At 46.7% G+C, this 17,597-nt stretch carries 12 protein-coding genes; 8 read left to right on the forward strand and 4 right to left on the reverse strand.

What is annotated here, in order from left to right:
• The first annotated feature begins 191 nt into the window (after positions 1-191).
• Entirely contained in the window at positions 192-4,481 is a 4,290-nt protein-coding gene (locus EJP77_RS14370; protein WP_127199943.1) for a glycosyl hydrolase, read from the forward strand.
• A 179-nt stretch (positions 4,482-4,660) separates the two neighbouring features.
• Here EJP77_RS14370 and EJP77_RS14375 read toward each other — a convergent pair whose 3' ends face one another.
• Positions 4,661-5,704, reverse strand: a complete 1,044-nt coding sequence (locus EJP77_RS14375; RefSeq protein ID WP_127199944.1) for a substrate-binding domain-containing protein — start codon at positions 5,702-5,704, stop codon at positions 4,661-4,663.
• 459 nt (positions 5,705-6,163) lie between these two features.
• Between EJP77_RS14375 and EJP77_RS14380 the strand changes: the two genes are divergently transcribed.
• The 7 genes from EJP77_RS14380 (at position 6,164) to EJP77_RS14410 (ending at position 13,855) form a co-directional block, all read left to right on the forward strand.
• A complete protein-coding gene (locus EJP77_RS14380; RefSeq protein WP_127199945.1) occupies positions 6,164-7,498 on the forward strand; it encodes an ABC transporter substrate-binding protein in 1,335 nt (444 codons plus the stop codon).
• Positions 7,499-7,618: 120 nt separating this feature from the next.
• Positions 7,619-8,482: a carbohydrate ABC transporter permease gene (locus tag EJP77_RS14385; protein WP_425464252.1), complete on the forward strand. Its 864-nt coding sequence runs from the start codon at positions 7,619-7,621 to the stop codon at positions 8,480-8,482.
• A gap of 2 nt (positions 8,483-8,484) precedes the next feature.
• The gene (locus tag EJP77_RS14390; RefSeq protein ID WP_127199947.1) at positions 8,485-9,318 is read left to right on the forward strand and encodes a carbohydrate ABC transporter permease; all 834 of its coding nucleotides are present in this window, start codon (positions 8,485-8,487) and stop codon (positions 9,316-9,318) included.
• Between the two features lie 44 nt (positions 9,319-9,362).
• Positions 9,363-10,385: a glycoside hydrolase family 130 protein gene (locus EJP77_RS14395; RefSeq protein WP_127199948.1), complete on the forward strand. Its 1,023-nt coding sequence runs from the start codon at positions 9,363-9,365 to the stop codon at positions 10,383-10,385.
• Positions 10,386-10,404: 19 nt separating this feature from the next.
• Positions 10,405-11,331, forward strand: coding sequence for a glycoside hydrolase family 113 (locus EJP77_RS14400; protein WP_127199949.1), 927 nt, complete (start codon positions 10,405-10,407; stop codon positions 11,329-11,331).
• Between the two features lie 277 nt (positions 11,332-11,608).
• Positions 11,609-12,571, forward strand: coding sequence for an acetylxylan esterase (locus EJP77_RS14405; protein ID WP_127199950.1), 963 nt, complete (start codon positions 11,609-11,611; stop codon positions 12,569-12,571).
• Positions 12,572-12,592: 21 nt separating this feature from the next.
• Positions 12,593-13,855 (forward strand): SGNH/GDSL hydrolase family protein, encoded by a 1,263-nt coding sequence (locus EJP77_RS14410; RefSeq protein WP_127199951.1) that lies wholly within the window; start codon positions 12,593-12,595, stop codon positions 13,853-13,855.
• Between the two features lie 86 nt (positions 13,856-13,941).
• Here the strand turns inward: EJP77_RS14410 and EJP77_RS14415 are convergent, their stop codons facing one another.
• From EJP77_RS14415 to EJP77_RS14425, 3 genes are all read right to left on the reverse strand, one after another.
• Positions 13,942-14,775, reverse strand: coding sequence for a hypothetical protein (locus EJP77_RS14415; RefSeq protein ID WP_127199952.1), 834 nt, complete (start codon positions 14,773-14,775; stop codon positions 13,942-13,944).
• 103 nt (positions 14,776-14,878) lie between these two features.
• On the reverse strand, positions 14,879-15,478 hold the full coding sequence (locus EJP77_RS14420) for a sigma-70 family RNA polymerase sigma factor (protein WP_127199953.1): 600 nt from the start codon (positions 15,476-15,478) through the stop codon (positions 14,879-14,881).
• A 314-nt stretch (positions 15,479-15,792) separates the two neighbouring features.
• Positions 15,793-17,442 (reverse strand): sensor domain-containing diguanylate cyclase, encoded by a 1,650-nt coding sequence (locus tag EJP77_RS14425; protein ID WP_127199954.1) that lies wholly within the window; start codon positions 17,440-17,442, stop codon positions 15,793-15,795.
• Positions 17,443-17,597: the final 155 nt, after the last annotated feature.

The raw sequence follows: 17,597 nt of genomic DNA on the forward strand, positions 1-17,597 counted from the left end.
TAACTTTATAACTTAATTCTAAATGCCTAAAAACCTTCTGTCAATTCATATTGAAGGAGTTTAAAGAGGTTATTTTACGGAAAATGTGAAAAAACAACTAAATTTACGATCCAATATTGACTAGTAAGCGCTATCAATATAAAATCTTTGTGAGTTTACCGTTAACTTAATAATAAGTTTTTGAAAGGGGTATGTTCGTGAAGAAGGGGAAAATGTTATCCGCATCAACCGTAGCACTGCTTGTTATCTCTTTGCTTTCGTCCTCTGGATCAGCCTACGCGGCCTCAGGAAATGAGTCTGCTGGATCACCGACAGCTAGTACGCATTGGGCTAATGTGAGTATTGAGAAATGGAAGTCAAATGGCTTGATTCGTGGTTATGAAGACGGGTCGTTCCATCCTGACCAGCCGATTACGAGAGCAGAGTTCGCGACTATACTTAACAAGGTGTTTGGTTATTATGACAAATCAGGCACTTCATTCTCGGATGTATCCGCAGATTCGTGGTATTCGGACGCCCTCGCTATTGCGAAGAAAGCAGGGTATTACCAGGGGTTTGAGAACAATGAGGCACGTGCGAATACGAAAATTACACGTGAGGATGCAGTAACCCTCCTTGCACGAGCGTTTGTACTTAAAGGCAGTAATCCGGCATCTTTTAGCGATGCAAAGGATATTAACGCTTATGCCAAAGATGCCGTGAATGCACTGATTCCATTTGTAAGCGGTTACCCAGACGGTTCATTTAAGCCCCATGCTCCGATCACTCGGGCCGAAGTTGTTACCCTGATCGACAAGCTGGTTGCAGGTTATTATGCGAATGCAGGAACCTTACAAGGAGGCAATATCCAGGGGAATGTGGTTATTAACCATGAAGGAATAACCTTGAAGGATACCACGATTACCGGGAATTTATATCTGTCCTCCGGGATTGCTGACGGCGAAGTCACACTTGATAATGTAACTGTGAAGGGTACGACCTTTGTGGCCGGGGGTGGAGATCATACGATTATCGTACGTAACTCAACGCTGGGTAATGTCGATGTGAATCGTAAAGAAGGCAGTGTTAGAGTGCTAGCAACAGGCACCACTGCAATGGGGCAAGTGGTTGCGAACAGCAAATCCAAGCTCGAGCTCGGTACAGGAACCTCAGTTGATCATGTTGTGGCTAATCAAATCCTGGAATTAATCGCCGAAAGCGGAACAACGATCAAGAAGCTTGAAATACTAAGCACGGCTGCTGGAACAACGATTGACTCAAAAGGGAATATTAACGAATCCATCCTTAAGGCTAGCAATGTAAAAGTTAACGGAAACCCGGCTGTTCCCGGAGATTTCAGTATTAATAAGGGTCAAGTTATCGCAGGCAGCGGAGGGACAGGAGCTTCTCAAGGCACTGCTTCTACAGGTGGAAATGGATCGACACCGGGAAGCGGCGGGGGCAACAGTGGACCGGTTGTTGGAACCGCGAATCTAGTGGATGCCGAGGCTTCGGATACGACACGCGCCTTGTTCGCTTATTTGTCGGATACACGCGGGAAGCAGGTACTCTTCGGCCATCAGCATGCGACGGATGTCGGGCTGTCCTTTGCCAATGAGACTACAATCTCGGGTGAACAATCCGACGTTCTGAACTCAGTTGGTGACCTGCCTGCTGTATACGGGTGGGATACGCTGAGCCTCGAAGGGAAAGAAAAGCCGGGTGTTGCGAACGACCCAGACCAGAGCCGCGAGAATCTGGCTGACCTGATGAAGAAGGCTCACAATAAGAACGGGATCATTACACTCAGCTCGCATATGCCGAATTTTGTAACGGGTGGAAGCTTCAATGATACCAAAGGAAGTGTTGTAGAGCATATTCTCCCCGGCGGAGACAAGAACGCGGAATTTAATGCTTTTCTTGATCAAATCGCCAAGCTTGCGAACAATCTGAAGGATGATCAAGGTAAGCTGATTCCAGTTATGTTCCGTCCGTTCCACGAGCAGAATGGTGGATGGTTCTGGTGGGGCGCTCAGACTACAACCCAAAGTGAGTATGTAGAAATCTACAGATATACCGTGGAATATTTGCGTGATATTAAGCAAGTTCATAACCTGCTGTATGTATATTCTCCAAATGGTGCATTTAGCGGAACGGAGTCCAAATATCTGGCTACTTACCCAGGGGATGATTATGTAGATATTCTGGGTATGGACCAATACGATAACCAAGACAATCCAGGAAGTGATGGATTCGTAAGCGGCCTAGTCAGCGACCTGGCTATGATCTCCAAGTTGGCAGATTCCAAGGGTAAAATCGCAACGTTCTCCGAATTTGGCTACAGTCCAATGGGGATGAAGACTTCTGGCAACAAAGATGTGGAATGGTTCACCAAGCTGCTGAATGCGATCAAGAATGATCCGAATGCGAAGCGGATCGCCTATATGCTGACATGGGCGAACTTTAATCTGGACGGAAATCTATTCGTTCCTTACAAAGATGCAGGTAATCTAGGCAGTCATGAGCTTCTTCCTGATTTCGTTAAATTCTACAACGATCCATATACGGCATTTGCCAAGGAAGTTGGAGATGTGTACGCCAAATCAGTGAAAGCCAGCACCGAGAAGCCATTCATGCATATCGCCTCCCCGGTTAACGGCTCTACCGTGAGATCGGCTACTACGAAGATTCGCGCTAGAGTGCTGAATGAGAATCCGTCCAAGGTTACTTATTCGGTGGAGGGGTCTACTACTGAAGTTCCAATGGTATGGGATGCCGCAGAGAGCTATTACACGGCAGACTGGTCGCCAGACGCTGCTCTAAATGGCAAAACAGCTGCTTTTACCGTACATGTATACAATGCGAATGGAGTCCTGCAGCCAGAGCTTGACCAGACTAGCAAAGTCTTCGTCAAAGTTCCGGAAGCCTTGCTGAAGCAGTACACATTTGACAACGGCATTGGCGGAGTCTTGAATAATGGAACTTGGTCTGCGAGCAACACGTTGACGATGGACCTCAAATCCGCTGATTTCAACGGAAGTGGAGCACTTAAGCTGGATGTAGCCGGGCTGCAGCAAGCGGACACCTGGCAGGAGCTTAAGCTTGGACTGTCAGATCTGGACACGGCTATGCTCAAGGAAATCAAACGTGTGAAATTTAATGCCTATATCCCTGTCAGCCTTGGTGCGAATAATGCGGACGCCAGTATTCAGGCTGTTGTGCAGCTTCCACCGGATTATTCTGACCCGGGTAAGTTCGGTATGAACATGACCACGAAGAAGCTGACAGATTTGGACAAGACAAGTGACGGCAATTATTATGTATATCCAGTAAGTATTGATATTACGAACCCAGAAGCTTCTGCCAATGCTACAGGTCTAGCATTCTCCTTGATTGGAAATGGACTTAGTGGAGATGGCTCCGTCTATGTAGATAATCTTGGACTTTACAGTGTGTATCAGGAACCAACCTCAGATCCGGCAGTTGTGGATGATTTCGAAGGATACATGGGCAGCTCCGATGCGGCAGCGGCCAAGTATATCTCGCAAGGTGATGGCGGGATGGTAACTCTGAATACAGACAACAAACAAGGCGGTAACTACGGCATAGCCTATAATTACACCCTTGCCTCTCAAGGGTATGCGGGGGTATCCAAGACGCTCAACGATGTAGATTGGTCTGGATTCAACCAGCTGCAGGCGTGGATTAAGCCGGATGGAAAGGGGCAGAAGCTGGTCATCCAGATTCATGTGAAGACGGGGGATTATGAGTATTATCCGAATACCTCAACTACCGACGCTCGCTTGGAGAAAATGAATCTTGCAGAATTTGTTCCTGTACATGGTGCAACAGGCCCGCTGACCAAGGAGCTGTTAAAGACGGTGAGCAAGTTCTCCATTTACACCAATGCAGTTGGCAGCTATACCGGGACAATAACGAACACCATGTATTTCGATGACATTAAGGCTGTCTACGATAGTGCGGCGCCAGTTCTATCCAACGGAGGTTCTGGGTCAGACAGCAGTGCACATGCTCCAGGGATTCTGTATGACTTCGAAAGCGACACACAAGGCTGGGGTCTGAATTCCAGTGAGAACAAGGCCAGTGCAGCTGCGCCTGAAGTGACTGCGGCTGAGCACTCTGAAGGAGCGCAGGCATTGAAGTCGACCTTTACCCTGGGCACCGGATCGTTTGAACTCAAGAATGATACGGCTCTCGATCTGACAGGCCTTAAATCAATCACAGTTAAAGTGAAGCTCTCTGCTGGCAAGGCCAAAGCCCGTCTATATATCAAGACAGGAAGCAATTGGTCTTGGTTCGATAGCGGAGTGCCGGATACCGCCAATGTGGATTCTGCAGGCTTTGCTACAATTACTCTTTCTCTGGATAGTGTAACGGACCTGAATCAAGTTAAATCCATGGGGCTGAAGCTGGAATCCTTCGAGGGTTCAGGAGATTCCGCTGTCTATATGGATGAGGTTACCCTGGTTGGAGCTAATTGATTAGACTTACTCGGTGAAAAGCCTGCCTTTGTTGTAATGAATTAAGAATTGCCAAACAGCAAGTCTCCGACAAGAGGAAGACTTGCTGTTTGGCATACACAGGATTTGTTCGAAGTGTTAGATACATAAAAAGGCTCTCTCCCCGGATTAAATTCCTGGGGAGAGAGCCTTTTCATTACCTATACGACAATGGATTGTACCTTGTCTCCATGATTCTCGTTCAGTGATCTGACCGAATCACGATATACAATCTTACCTTGAACTAGCACGCGCCCGAAGCGCTTGTTAGGTTGGGTTACTTTTTGCATAATGGAATTCACCGAGGTTGTTGCCATCTGTTCAATGTCCACTTCAACCGTGGTCAGAGAAGGGGATGTCAACGTAGCATAGATATCATTATCGAATCCGACTACGGAACAGTCTGCTGGAACGTTGTAGCCCATGGACTTCAGCTTATCCGTTAACAGATAAGCGACCTGATCGCAGTTGCAGACAAAAGCGGAAGGTAAAGGGGTTGGAATCTCGATGTCGATGTACTTTCCTCGCTTATCCCGGTCATTGATAATGTAGTTGTTATTTAACGGAATGTCATGCTCAAGCAGGGACTTATAATATCCCAGAAAGCGGTCTTGAATACTGCTGGTGGAATGAAGGTTACCGACGTAGGCAATATCCCGGTGTCCATTACGGATGAGATAGTTCGTAATTTCGTAAGAACCATAGAAGTTATCCGTGATGACAGAGTCGATATCCGCATGTTCGTCATAGAAGTCGGTGAAGATCTTAGGCAGATCCATGTTTTCGATCACTTCAATGTATTCTTTGCTGATCTGACCAATCACGATGATCCCGTCTACCTTTTTCTCGGAGTAAATTCTCGGGAGATTAAGCTGCTCTTCATCCTCGCTGTTGAGGATGTTGAGAATGCCATAGTAGCCGTAACTATCCAGCAGACTGGAGATGTGCTGATATATTCTCAAGTAAAAGGATTGGGCGAGCCCGGTGAATCGCTCCGGAATAATAACGCCAATATTGTAAGAAAGACCCTCTTTCATTGACTTAGCCGCTGTATTGTACCGGTAGTTCATCTCAGCCGCAACCTGCTTGATCTTAGCCTTTAATTCGTCACTAACCCCTTCTTTATCCCCCAGGGCCTTGGAGACTGTAACACTGCTAACGCCTAGTTTCATGGCTATATCCCGCATAGTAACATTGTTCTTCATCCGATCACCACCTATCACTCCTGCACTCAATTTCCAGAATCATCTAAATATCACTCTTTAGTATACTAGCTAACTTGTTAATTATAAAGATCAAATCGTGCATCTTCACATGGTAATATCTCAGACTTACAAAGGATTTAGCATAACTGCAAGTTAAGTTACTTAACAATGTTTACCGTTAACTTATAATATCATTCTAATAATCCTTAAATCCTTTGTCAATGAAAGAGGGGAGAATAAAATAAAGTAACTTTTGACATAATAATAAACCCACAAAAGATGGAAGAAGAAACAGCGCGAATCTTAAAAACCCTTGATATATAAGGGGTTTTTTGAGTGTTTAAAAAAACCTAACAAGAAACCTAAAAAAATGGATTGACGAGAAAGCGGTATCATTGTAAGATCAAGTTGTAACTTAAACGATAACTTTATAAAGGTTAAAGAAAGGGGTTTCATAAAGTGAAAAGACGTAAAATGCTATTAGGACTTATGTCGGCGCTCCTGGTTTTTGCAATGGTAGGTTGTTCATCCTCTAAAAGTGAGGACACTGGCAGCACAAACACCGGAACAACCGGAACTGCTGCAACTGGTAAAGACCTTAAAGGGGACATCACAGTAATCACACAAAAAACAGATATCGTGGATACTGTGTTCAAGGATTACGCTCAGAAATTCAAACAAGAATATCCAAACATCAATGTTAAATTCCAAGCGCTGTCTGATTATGAAGGACAAATTAAAGTTCGTATGAACTCTTCCGACTACGGTGATGTGCTCTTGCTGCCAACCAGCATTCCGCTGGCTGACACACCTCAATTCTTCGAGCCACTTGGTAACTACGATGATATGAAGAAGCAATACAACGGTTTGGAAGAAAGAACAGTAGACGGCAAAGTCTACGGAATTCCAACAACAATTAACTTCAACGGTCTTGTATACAACAAGAAAGTATTCGCAGATGCAGGTGTTACAGAAGTTCCAAAAACTCCTGATCAATTCCTGGCAGCTCTCCAGAAGATTAAAGACAAAGGTGCTGCGGTTCCACTCTATACGAACTATGCAGCTGGTTGGCCTTTAACTCAATGGGAAGCTGATCTGACAACTGTAGCTGGTAACGTGGACTACGTTAACATTACCCAAGCCAACACAGACGACAACTTTGTTAAGGGTTCACCACATTATGAACTCTACAAATTAATGTACGATGTAGCTCAAAAAGGTCTGATCGAGAAAGATCCTACAACGACTGACTGGGAAACTTCTAAAGCAGATCTGGCTAATGGCAAAATCGGTACTATGGTTCTCGGATCTTGGGCTATCGGACAAATCCAAGGTCTAAGCAAGACTCCTGAAGATATCGGATTCATGCCTTTCCCAACCAATGCTGAGAAAGTTATCATGCCACTTGCGGATGACTACACCATTGGTATCAGCTCCAAGAGCAGCAATAAAGAAGCAGCTAGAGCCTGGATTGACTGGTTCATTAACAAATCCACTTATCCAACAACTGAAGGCGGCGGTATGAGCCCTGCTGTGGGCGCTGAGCTTCCTGCTACATTGAAGCAATTTGAAGGCACAGATGTTGAATTCAAGTTCCAAACACCAGCTAAAGCAGGTCAAGAAGGTCTTGTAGACAAAATCGATAAAGACTCTGAAATTGGTCTCTGGCAGCCTGACTTCAAGAAACGTATTATCGAAGCGGCTATCGGTAACAAGAAAGAATCTTATGATGACATCATGAAAGATCTGAATGATAAGTGGAAAGCATCACGTGCATCTGTTGCTAGTGAATAAGAGAAATTATCAGAAATAGCTTCTCATGAGGAGATGAGGAAAACGAACTGTGTGTTCGTTTTCCTTCTCTTCCTTATAGGGAGGCAGGGACTATTGGAGGTGTGAGTGGTGTTCAAAAATATGAGCTATAAAAATCAGAGAAAATTAATCATTATAGCCTTCTCCCTGATACCGGTCGTTTTATTGTTCACTTTTGCCTATCTGCCGGTGATCAACATGTTTAAATACAGCTTTACGAACTGGAATGGATACAGCGACCATTATAAATGGGTCGGCTTCAAGAACTACAAAACCATTTTCACGGATCCAAAATATTTCACCGTCTTTAAAGTCAGCTTGTACTATTTTGTAGCCACATTTGTTCAAATGGGCCTCGCGTTATATTTTGCAACGATCCTAAGCTTCAAGGTTCGCGCCAAGAACTTCTTCAAGGGCGTCCTATTCTTTCCTTCCTTGCTTAATGGGGTTGCTATCGGATTTATCTTCCTCTTCTTCTTCAAGCCGGACGGAACGCTGGATACGATCCTGAACTTCCTGGGACTTAGCAGTCTCTCACAAGGCTGGCTTCTTAACCCGAATATTATCAACGTCTCACTCGCTGGAGCCTCCATCTGGAGATATATGGGCTTTAACTTTATTATCTTCCTCGGGGCGATCTCCTCAGTAGGTAAAGACGTATATGAAGCGTCCGATATCGATGGAGCGAACAAATGGCATCAATTCCGCCATATTATCATTCCAAGTATCAAGCGTATCGTTCAGCTTAACCTAATTCTCGGCATTAGCGGTGCGATCAGCGCCTTCGATATTCCATACATTATGACAGGCGGTTCCAACGGAAGTAATACGTTCGTAATCCAGACTGTCGACGTAGCATTTAAATTCAGTAAGCTTGGACTTGCATCTGCAATGGCTGTCGTACTGCTCTTCATTGTAGTAATTGTCACCATACTTCAGAACTTGCTGTCCAAGAAGGAGGATTAAATATGTATAAACTCAAATACACGGCTGCAAGCATATTTAAATACCTCTCTTTGATCATAGCTGCTTTTGTGGTGCTTATTCCGATCGTAGTTGTCCTGTTCGCTTCCCTCAAGACGGGGCAGGAATACGCGAATTCAAGTCCGCTGCAGCCTCCAACGGACTGGTTCAATTTTGCCAACTACAAGAAAGCGTTCATAGACGGAAAAATGCTGCTTGGTTTCGCCAATACCATCTTCATCGTTATCGTATCTATTGTGGGTGCTACGCTTATTGGCTCAATGATCGCCTTTGTATTAAGCCGGTTCAAATTCCGCGGAAGCAAGCTGCTTATGGGCGCTTTCCTGCTGGCAACCCTGATTCCAAGCGTAACTACGCAAGTAGCAACTTTTAAAATTATCGATTTCCTGCACTTGGTTGATACACGCTTTGCACCGATTCTGCTCTATTTGGGTACAGACATTATCGCGGTTTACATCTTCCTGCAGTTCCTGGATTCCATTTCAGAGTCTTTGGATGAATCGGCCATGCTTGATGGAGCTTCATACTTCACGATTTTCTTCAGAATCATTCTTCCGCTGCTGGCTCCTGCTATTGTGACGGTCATCATCGTCAAAGGGGTTAACATTTACAACGACTTTTACACGCCGTTCCTGTATATGCCGAGCCAAGAGCTGCAAGTGGTCTCAACGGCACTCTTTAAGTTCAAGGGACCTTACGGATCGCAGTGGGAAGTCATCTCAGCGGCAATCATTATCTCGATCATTCCGATTACCATTGCGTTTGTTTCCCTGCAAAAATACATCTATAACGGCTTTTCTCAAGGTTCAGTTAAGTAATCGAAGCACTTATAAAATATATAGATAACCAAAGGAGAATTAAAATGGGACAATATCAGATCATTGGAGAGAACCTTAGCAAAATGCCTTGGGAGGATAAGCCGGAAGGCAGCGTAGGTCCTGTATGGCGCCATTCCGAGAACCCAGTTGTGAAGAGAAATCCGGCTAAGGGAATTGCCCGTATTTTCAATAGTGCGGTTGTAGCTTATGGCGACGGATTCATCGGGGTATTTAGAGCTGAGACGATTAATGGTCGTCCTCACCTTCATATGGGAACTAGTGAAGACGGACTTAACTGGACGATTGACGAACAGCGCATTGAATTCGTGAATGAGCAGGGAGAGCCTTTCCAGCCGCGTTATGCTTATGATCCACGCCTGGTGAAGGTAGAGGATTCCTACTACGTTATCTGGTGCACTGATTTCTACGGGGCAGCTATTGGTGTAGCGAAGACCGATGATTTCAAAACTTTTGTACGTCTGGAGAACCCATTCCTTCCGTTTAACCGTAATGGCGTTCTTTTCCCAAGAAAAATTAATGGCAATTTCGTTATGCTGTCCCGTCCAAGTGACAGCGGTCATACTCCGTTTGGTGATGTATTCCTCAGTGAGAGCCCGGACTTTGTATACTGGGGCAAACACCGCCATGTGATGTCCAAAGGTGGAGATGGCTGGTGGCAGTCCGTTAAGATCGGCGGCGGACCGGCTCCGATTGAAACTTCCGAAGGCTGGCTGATGTTCTATCACGGCGTAACCGGAACCTGTAACGGGCTTGTCTACAGCATGGGTGCCGTCATTCTCGATAAGGATGAGCCATCCAAAGTGAAGTACCGTTCCAGCACTTATGTACTTACTCCAGAAGAATGGTATGAGGAGAGAGGCTTTGTGGATAACGTGGTCTTCCCTTGTGCGACGCTTCATGATGCGGCTACAGGCAGAATCGCGATCTATTACGGCGCAGCAGATACTTATGTAGGTGTAGCTTACACAACTGTAGACGAAATTATCAATTACGTAAAAGAAACTAATGAAGTGGTAGGAGACGATCACGAAATCGGGATTATGTAAATAAGGAGTGCTGCCAGGAATGGATTACATCAAAGGATTTACTTACGGCTGGATGGCACGCAAGGGAGATTTTCTGAAGCCGGAAGCGAAGGAGTCGCTTAGACTTCTCCAGGAGAGAACGGGCACAACCCATGTTATTTTTGCACTAGCTGCACTTCAGGATACCCCGCAGTCTACGAGCATTGATTACAAGGGACAGCATATCGTAGACGACGAAGAGCTTATCGATATGATTCAGTATGCAAGAACGTTAGGGTTCAAGACGATCCTTAAGCCCACGGTAAATGTCAAAGACGGCACGTGGCGAGCGCATATCAATTTCTTCGATCTGGATGTTCCATGTGAGCCGAAATGGCGCGATTGGTTCGCCAGCTACACGGACTACCAGGAGCACTATGCAGCCATTGCACAGGCGACCGGCTGCGAGATGTATATTGCCGGCTGCGAAATGGTTCAGACGGAGCGGCGCGCGGATGAATGGCGTCAGTGTATCGCGAAGATCCGCGAACATTATCACGGGCCAGTCACTTATAATACAGATAAGTATCAGGAAGGTAATGTCAGCTGGTGGGATGCTGTAGATGTCATCTCTTCCAGCGGTTATTATCCGCTTGGCGACTGGGATAATCAGCTTGATCGGATCGAGAAGATTATTGCTCCGTTCCAGAAGCCCTTCTTCTTTGCGGAAGCAGGGTGCCCAAGCCGTACGGGTTCTTCCCAGATTCCGAACGACTGGGGGCTTGAGGGAGATGTGAATCTCAAGGAGCAGGCGGATTTCTATCAGGATATGTTCGACAAAACCAGCCGCAGATCGTGGGTAGAGGGCTTCGGCCTGTGGGATTGGCGTCATCTTCTGTACGACGAAGCTGAAGCTTCCACCAACGATGATTACAGCGTCTATGGCAAGCCTGCCGAGAAGATTGTTAAGGAATTCTATATGAAATGAACTGAAAATTGCAATGAGTCAGGATAGTTAGCAACTCCAGTGAATGTTTGGACTTCCGGCCGCTGTGATCTCCAGATTTCTGAATGAAACCGCCTTAGCGGTTGAAATCCGGAGATCAAGGCGATCGCTCACGCTCCTTCAGTTCCAAACTTCCCCTCCGTTGCTCCTGCCTTTCCCATTAGGTATTCCGGTTCATTTTATATGAACGAAGCTTTAACAAGATGATCAAGACAGCCCGTCTCAGACGGGCTGTTTATGCATAGGGAGGAGAATGGATATGGCTTTTGAAATGTCGATAGAAGATTTGAAGACTTATATGGGAAGAAGTCCGAGACCGGATGACTTTGATCAGTACTGGGAACGCGGCCTTAAGGAGCTCGCGGAGCAGGGCAAAGATTATGAGCTTGTGCCTGCGGAGTTCCAGACCGAGCTTGCCGAGTGCTTTCATCTGTATTTCACAGGTGTAGGCGGGGCGAGAGTGCACTGCAAGCTGGCCAGACCCAGACGGCATGAGGGTCGGAAAGGTCCTGGATTTGCTATATTCCACGGATATTCCAGCGATAGCGGAGACTGGCTGGAGAAGGCAGGCTATGCGGCGCATGGCTTTACCGTTCTGGCACTCGATTGCCGGGGTCAGGGCGGCCTGTCCGAGGATAATTTGAATGTGAAAGGCACGACAATCCGGGGCCACATTATTCGCGGACTCGATGATCCGAATCCAGATAAACTCTACTACCGGAATGTATTCCTGGATACGGTGCAGACAGTCCACATTCTGATGAGCATGGATCAGGTTGATCCTGAACGGATCGGCGTGTACGGTCAATCCCAAGGCGGAGCCCTAGCTGTCGCTTGTGCTGCACTTGAGCCGCGTGTGAAGACACTTGTTCCTGTGCACCCTTTCTTGTCTGACTATAAGCGGGCATGGGAGACGAATATTACAAGCAGTGCTTATGAAGAGCTCGTCTACTATTTCCGCATGTTCGACCCAAACCATAAGCGGGAGGACGAGGTGTTCAATCGACTTGGCTATATCGACATTCAGAATTTGGCTGACCGGATTCAGGCCAAAGTGCTTTGGATCACGGGACTAAGTGATCCCATCTGTCCACCTTCAACCCAGTTTGCTGCGTATAACAAAATTCAGTCGGAGAAGGACGTACTGCTGTACCATGAATATGGACATGAGTATCTACCTTATCTGTCTGACCGATTATTTCAGGTAATGTCTACGCTATAACAGGGAGAGAGGGTTTCTTTCATGACACAGATTTGGAATCATCGCAGACGGCTGGAGCGGACCCTGCAGCGGATCGGCGAAGGTACGCTCACGCTTGGTTTTATCGGAGGCTCCATCACGGATGCACGGCCTCGTCACAACTGGCCGGAGCCGGTTATAGCCTGGTTCTCGGAAGTATTTCCGCAGGTTACCCTGAAGGTAGAGAATGCCGCTATTGGAGCTACGGGTAGTGATCTGGCTGTGTTCCGTGCAGAGCGGGACTTGATTGACCGGGGCGCTGATCTGGTCTTCGTGGAATATGCGGTGAATGATTACGGAGAACCACAGGAGAAGCGCGGCCGGACGCGCGAGGGACTGATCCGCCAGCTGCTGGCAGGAGAAGGCCGCGATGTTGTACTTACCTATACTTACATGCAGGAAATGTATGAAGCTATGATGAACGGAGAAGTGCCCGATTCCATTGCCGAGCTTGAACAGCTCGGTGTTCATTATGGTCTCGGCTCCATCTGGATGGGGAGATATGCCCTGGATGAAGTGCAGAAGGGCCGGATGAGATGGCAGGAGTGGCTCCCGGATGGTCTGCATCCGACTCAGCGCGGAAGCTTGAGCTATGCGCACAGTGTGATCAAATTCCTCGAACGGGAATTGGTGGAGCGACAGGCGGAGCCTGCTAGAGATGAACCTGGGGCTGAACTGAGAGCAGAGCCCGAAACTGAATCTGGATATGGTTCAGGATCTGATCTTAGAGCTAAACCGGAGTTTGAGCTGGGAACACAACCGGAATCAGAATCCGGACTCAATTACGGATCTGACAACGGACTAAATAACGGTTCAACACCCGGTTCCAGCACATGGAACCGTCCTGATCCGCTGAATCCGAACAATTGGGAACGGGTAGAACATGTCCCCTTTGAGAACATGAAGTGGCAGGGACCCTGGGTTATCCGCAGGTGGGTGAATCTCGAATGGATTGACCGTGTGCTGGAGACCGCAGCGGTGGGAGCCAAGTTATCCTTTGAGTTCGAGGGGCGCGGCCTTGCGCTTGGCTTTGATTTCGGCAAAGCCTCCTCAGAATTCAAGTACCGCCTGGATGGGGGAGAGTGGAAGATTTCCTCCCGTGACCGGCCTTCCTGGGTCGGTGACGAAGGATGGTTCCGGCTGTTGGTGATCGCGGATGATCTGACCGAGGGTCCACATGAGATCGAGATCGAAGTCATTCACGGCAGCGCGGAATCCTGTACGGGTACCGATTTCCGTCTGGCCTTTGCAGGTGTAATTAAATAGAAGAGAAGGGCACCTGAACTATCAGGTGCCCTTTACTGTATATTCAAGTCTACTTAAGACTGCGCTGCAGCGGAATTAATCAGCTATTATAGGCTCTGAGCCGCTTGGATTAATTGTTGTTTTGTAACAGTTGGAGAGTCTGTTCCGACTTGATAAATGAGGGTCTGATCTCCTTTTTCCTCCATCCATAGGATGTACTGAGCGATCTTGCTGGCCCCGTATAAAGATTGATTGTCCAAGGTGTAGTGAGCTGGATGCCCATGAATGTTCAGATCTTCATACACGGATGTAGGGGAGGTAATTCCCTCCATCCTAACTTTTTCATTTGGAATCTGCAAAGTATAATAGATCGTCTGCTGCTCCGCATTGCGGTATAAGGAAGTGTAAAAATTAAAAACCGGCTTTGACTTTACAGCTGTTTTACGCCAAACCACATCTTTTCCCGTCTGTTTGCTTTCGACTTTCATGTCATCCAGAAGTTTAAAGGCAGCACTATCGATAAAAGCCCCATAGGCAGGTGACTCCATTCCCTGGGCGAACTTGAATGATCCAGGCAGAGACTCTGGAATGTGTTCGGTAGGATTCTGATGAGACACTGTTCTGCTCCAGCTGTCTAGGTCGTTAACGACTTCCGGATTCGATACCGATTGAAATGCGTATCTATTCGCTCCAAGCTCTGCGAAGTATAAGACGGCGGTCTCCCCCTTGTTCAACTTAGCTTTAACTTCACTTAGAGAATGGCGCATTTTCTCCAATAGGCCGCTATCCAGCGTTACTTCCTCATTTGCTGTGTAATTAATTTTCACATTCCCTAGCTCTTCTTGGAAAAGAAGTTTGCCACCCGCCAAAGCGAAGCCGCACAATAGAACAAATAATAAACCGATTACTGCGATATTGGGTAACTTCCATAATCTCTTCATTTGTTTCTTCTCCTTTTTTGCCGCCAGGCTCTCCCGGTATATCGCCATGATTCTAGAATCCAGAGAAGGAGGAGGAACGATATTTTTTGAGTTTTGGTGAAACTCATTTTTGAGCTGATTTTCCATGGACATATCCATTCATCTCCTTTCTCTGATCCTGAATTTTAAAGTGTTTGCGCATGTGTTTGAGGGCATGGTGATGTCTGGATTTTACAGTGCCTAACGGAATTTTTAGCAGATCAGATATTTCTTCCAATGAACAATCCTGATAGTATCTAAGAACGATAATTTCTTTAAACTTCAGCGGTAATGCCTCCAGTATCGGAAGCAGCTCCATGCGGCTGTATAAGACGGCCGTTCGAAGCTCCGAATCCCTGTCCGTCATGTCGAAGGAGGTTACTGATTTTAGCTTCTCAATAATGCGAAACCGGAACCAGCTTTTTCGCTGCCAATTTCGTACTTGTCTGATGATTAGACCATTGAACCATGAACTGAATTTTTGATCTTGTTGATAATTATCCAGACTTTTCATGAGTTCCATATACACCTCACTCATCAGATCTCCTACTTCCTGTTTGTCTGAAGCAAGATAGTAGATTAATCTGTAAGCATGGTCTTTTGTTAATTGATAGATCATCTGAAATGCTTCTTCATCTCCTTGACTCATCCGGATAAGCCAAGGGTGTATCTCTATGTCCTCCATCGGGCCGGCCTCCAATCGGGTCTTACAATAGATATTGGCAACTTTCCTGCAAAAGGTTCAAATTAAATTCTGCACGAACTGATTTTACAATTTTAATCTGTTCTTCAGATTTATATAAGGTTCATTTAAGTTAGGGGATGTATATTTAGGGCATCCCTCTTCTTCACCTTATATATAGAGGACAGGCCTGTCTCCCAACTGGCCTGTCCAAAGTGACGAATGACATGTCACCCGTATGGGGGTGACATGCAGCAAGAACCCCCTGCCTTATTATCCGGCAGGGGGTTCTTCGTTGTGGTGGATATGATGTTTGATTAAGAAATCTTACCTAAACTGCTGCTCGAAATAAAGGTTACGCAGTTCTTGCCTGCCCCTTTGGACAGATACAGGGCTTCATCAGCCTGGTTAAGAACTTCCACCGGATCAGGGCTGTCCACCGGGTATAGGGCGCCCCCTATACTGCAGCCAACGGTTACCGTCTGGCCATCAATATGGAAAGGTTCATTGATCGATTTGATAATTCGGTTAGCGACGGCAGTGGCTTCGATCATTGGTTTTTGCACAGAAGTACATAAGACAATAACAAATTCATCGCCGCCCATTCGGCAGACCAGCTCATCTTCCCGGACGATGTCCTTCAGGCGCTCTGCGACCTTCTGAAGCAGAACGTCACCGGCCTGATGCCCGAGCGAATCATTAATCGCTTTGAAGCCGTCGAGATCCATATAGAGGATCGTCAGGGTAGAGGCTTTCCCTGTGACCTCACGCAGGGCCTGCGACAGATAGTCGCTGAGCGCGATACGGTTGGGTAGCCCTGTCAGCTTGTCATGCATGGCAAGCACAGACATTTCACCAAGCTTGTCCTCGGTATGAGTGAGATCCGCCACCAAATTCCGCAGAGAAGAGGATAACACATCGATGTCATAAATCCGCTTGTAATGAGGGATTTCGGCAGCTTCGCCTTTCCGCAGCTGGTCGGCCGCCTTGGCGATTAAGTTCAGCGGTCGTGCAACCCAGCCGGCAATCAACCATCCGAGAATAGCGCATATGGCAGCCGCTATAACCCCAGTAATTAGAATGGTAAGACGCAGATGATCCGTAGAGGCAAAAGCGATCTCCACCGGTTGGCGAATCAGAATGGACCATCCAAGTCCCGGATAGGACAAGTAGCCTTTTCCATAAGCGTATCCAGTCAAATAGGATTTACCGTCCGCATACGTCTCGGTCTTCCAATGATTCTCACCGGACTGCGTATGAGCAAGGAGGTCCGATTTAAGAGGTTTACCCAGCATGTCTGCTGGGCCCAGGATAACGGTATTATCCTTTTTGCTAACTACGATAATGCTCAGATCATTCAGACGATTCTTCAGGGGTGAAAGAATAGACTTCTCCACTTCCCTAGACCATTCCCAGCTCAAGTGTGCGGCCAACACGCCAACCAGCTTCCCGTTGCTGCCATATACCGGGGTGCTGATATCAACGAACTGCAGGGGTTCATTGCTCGGATGAGGGATCAGCTTGGCCAGCAGCTTGGCATCGTGTACATCGCCGATAAACGTTTGCTTGAGCGCATTCTTATACACGGGACGTTCTGCCACATTCACCCCGGTCAGAATTCCATCTGTGGATGCCAGAATCTTACCGCTTGGATCGGTGAATCCGGCCCAGGTAAAGACCGGAAAGCTCCTCTTCAATTCATCCAGGAGTCTCCGCATATCACTTGGACTTTTGGCGTCCCGGAAAGTATCAAGCTTGCTTAGCATCTGAACTTCACCGGCCCGGGACCACATGAAATAGTCCAGCTTCTCAGCCATCTGGTAAGACACTTCAGCCAGAGAGGAACCGATCGTGTTCTCAATTTCCTTGGAAGATTCTCTGCCGATAACCAGGCTTAACACGGCCGTTAATATTACAATCAACCCGGAAAGGGCGATCGTGAAAAAAGTACGTAATCGAAAAGACACACTCATTCTCCTAACCCGTCATTTTTGCTTTTGTCGAATCATGATAATTTTGTCGAATATTATGTATATTTTTTATATCGGCTGTAAGGCGGTTGATTTTAAGTAATTTTGGGAATTTGGAGGGGGTTAAAGGGGTATGTCGTTTGTTTTAGTCA

The sequence above is a fragment of the Paenibacillus zeisoli genome (genome assembly GCF_003994465.1).
In the GTDB taxonomy this organism is placed as follows: Bacteria; Bacillota; Bacilli; order Paenibacillales; family Paenibacillaceae; genus Fontibacillus; species Fontibacillus zeisoli.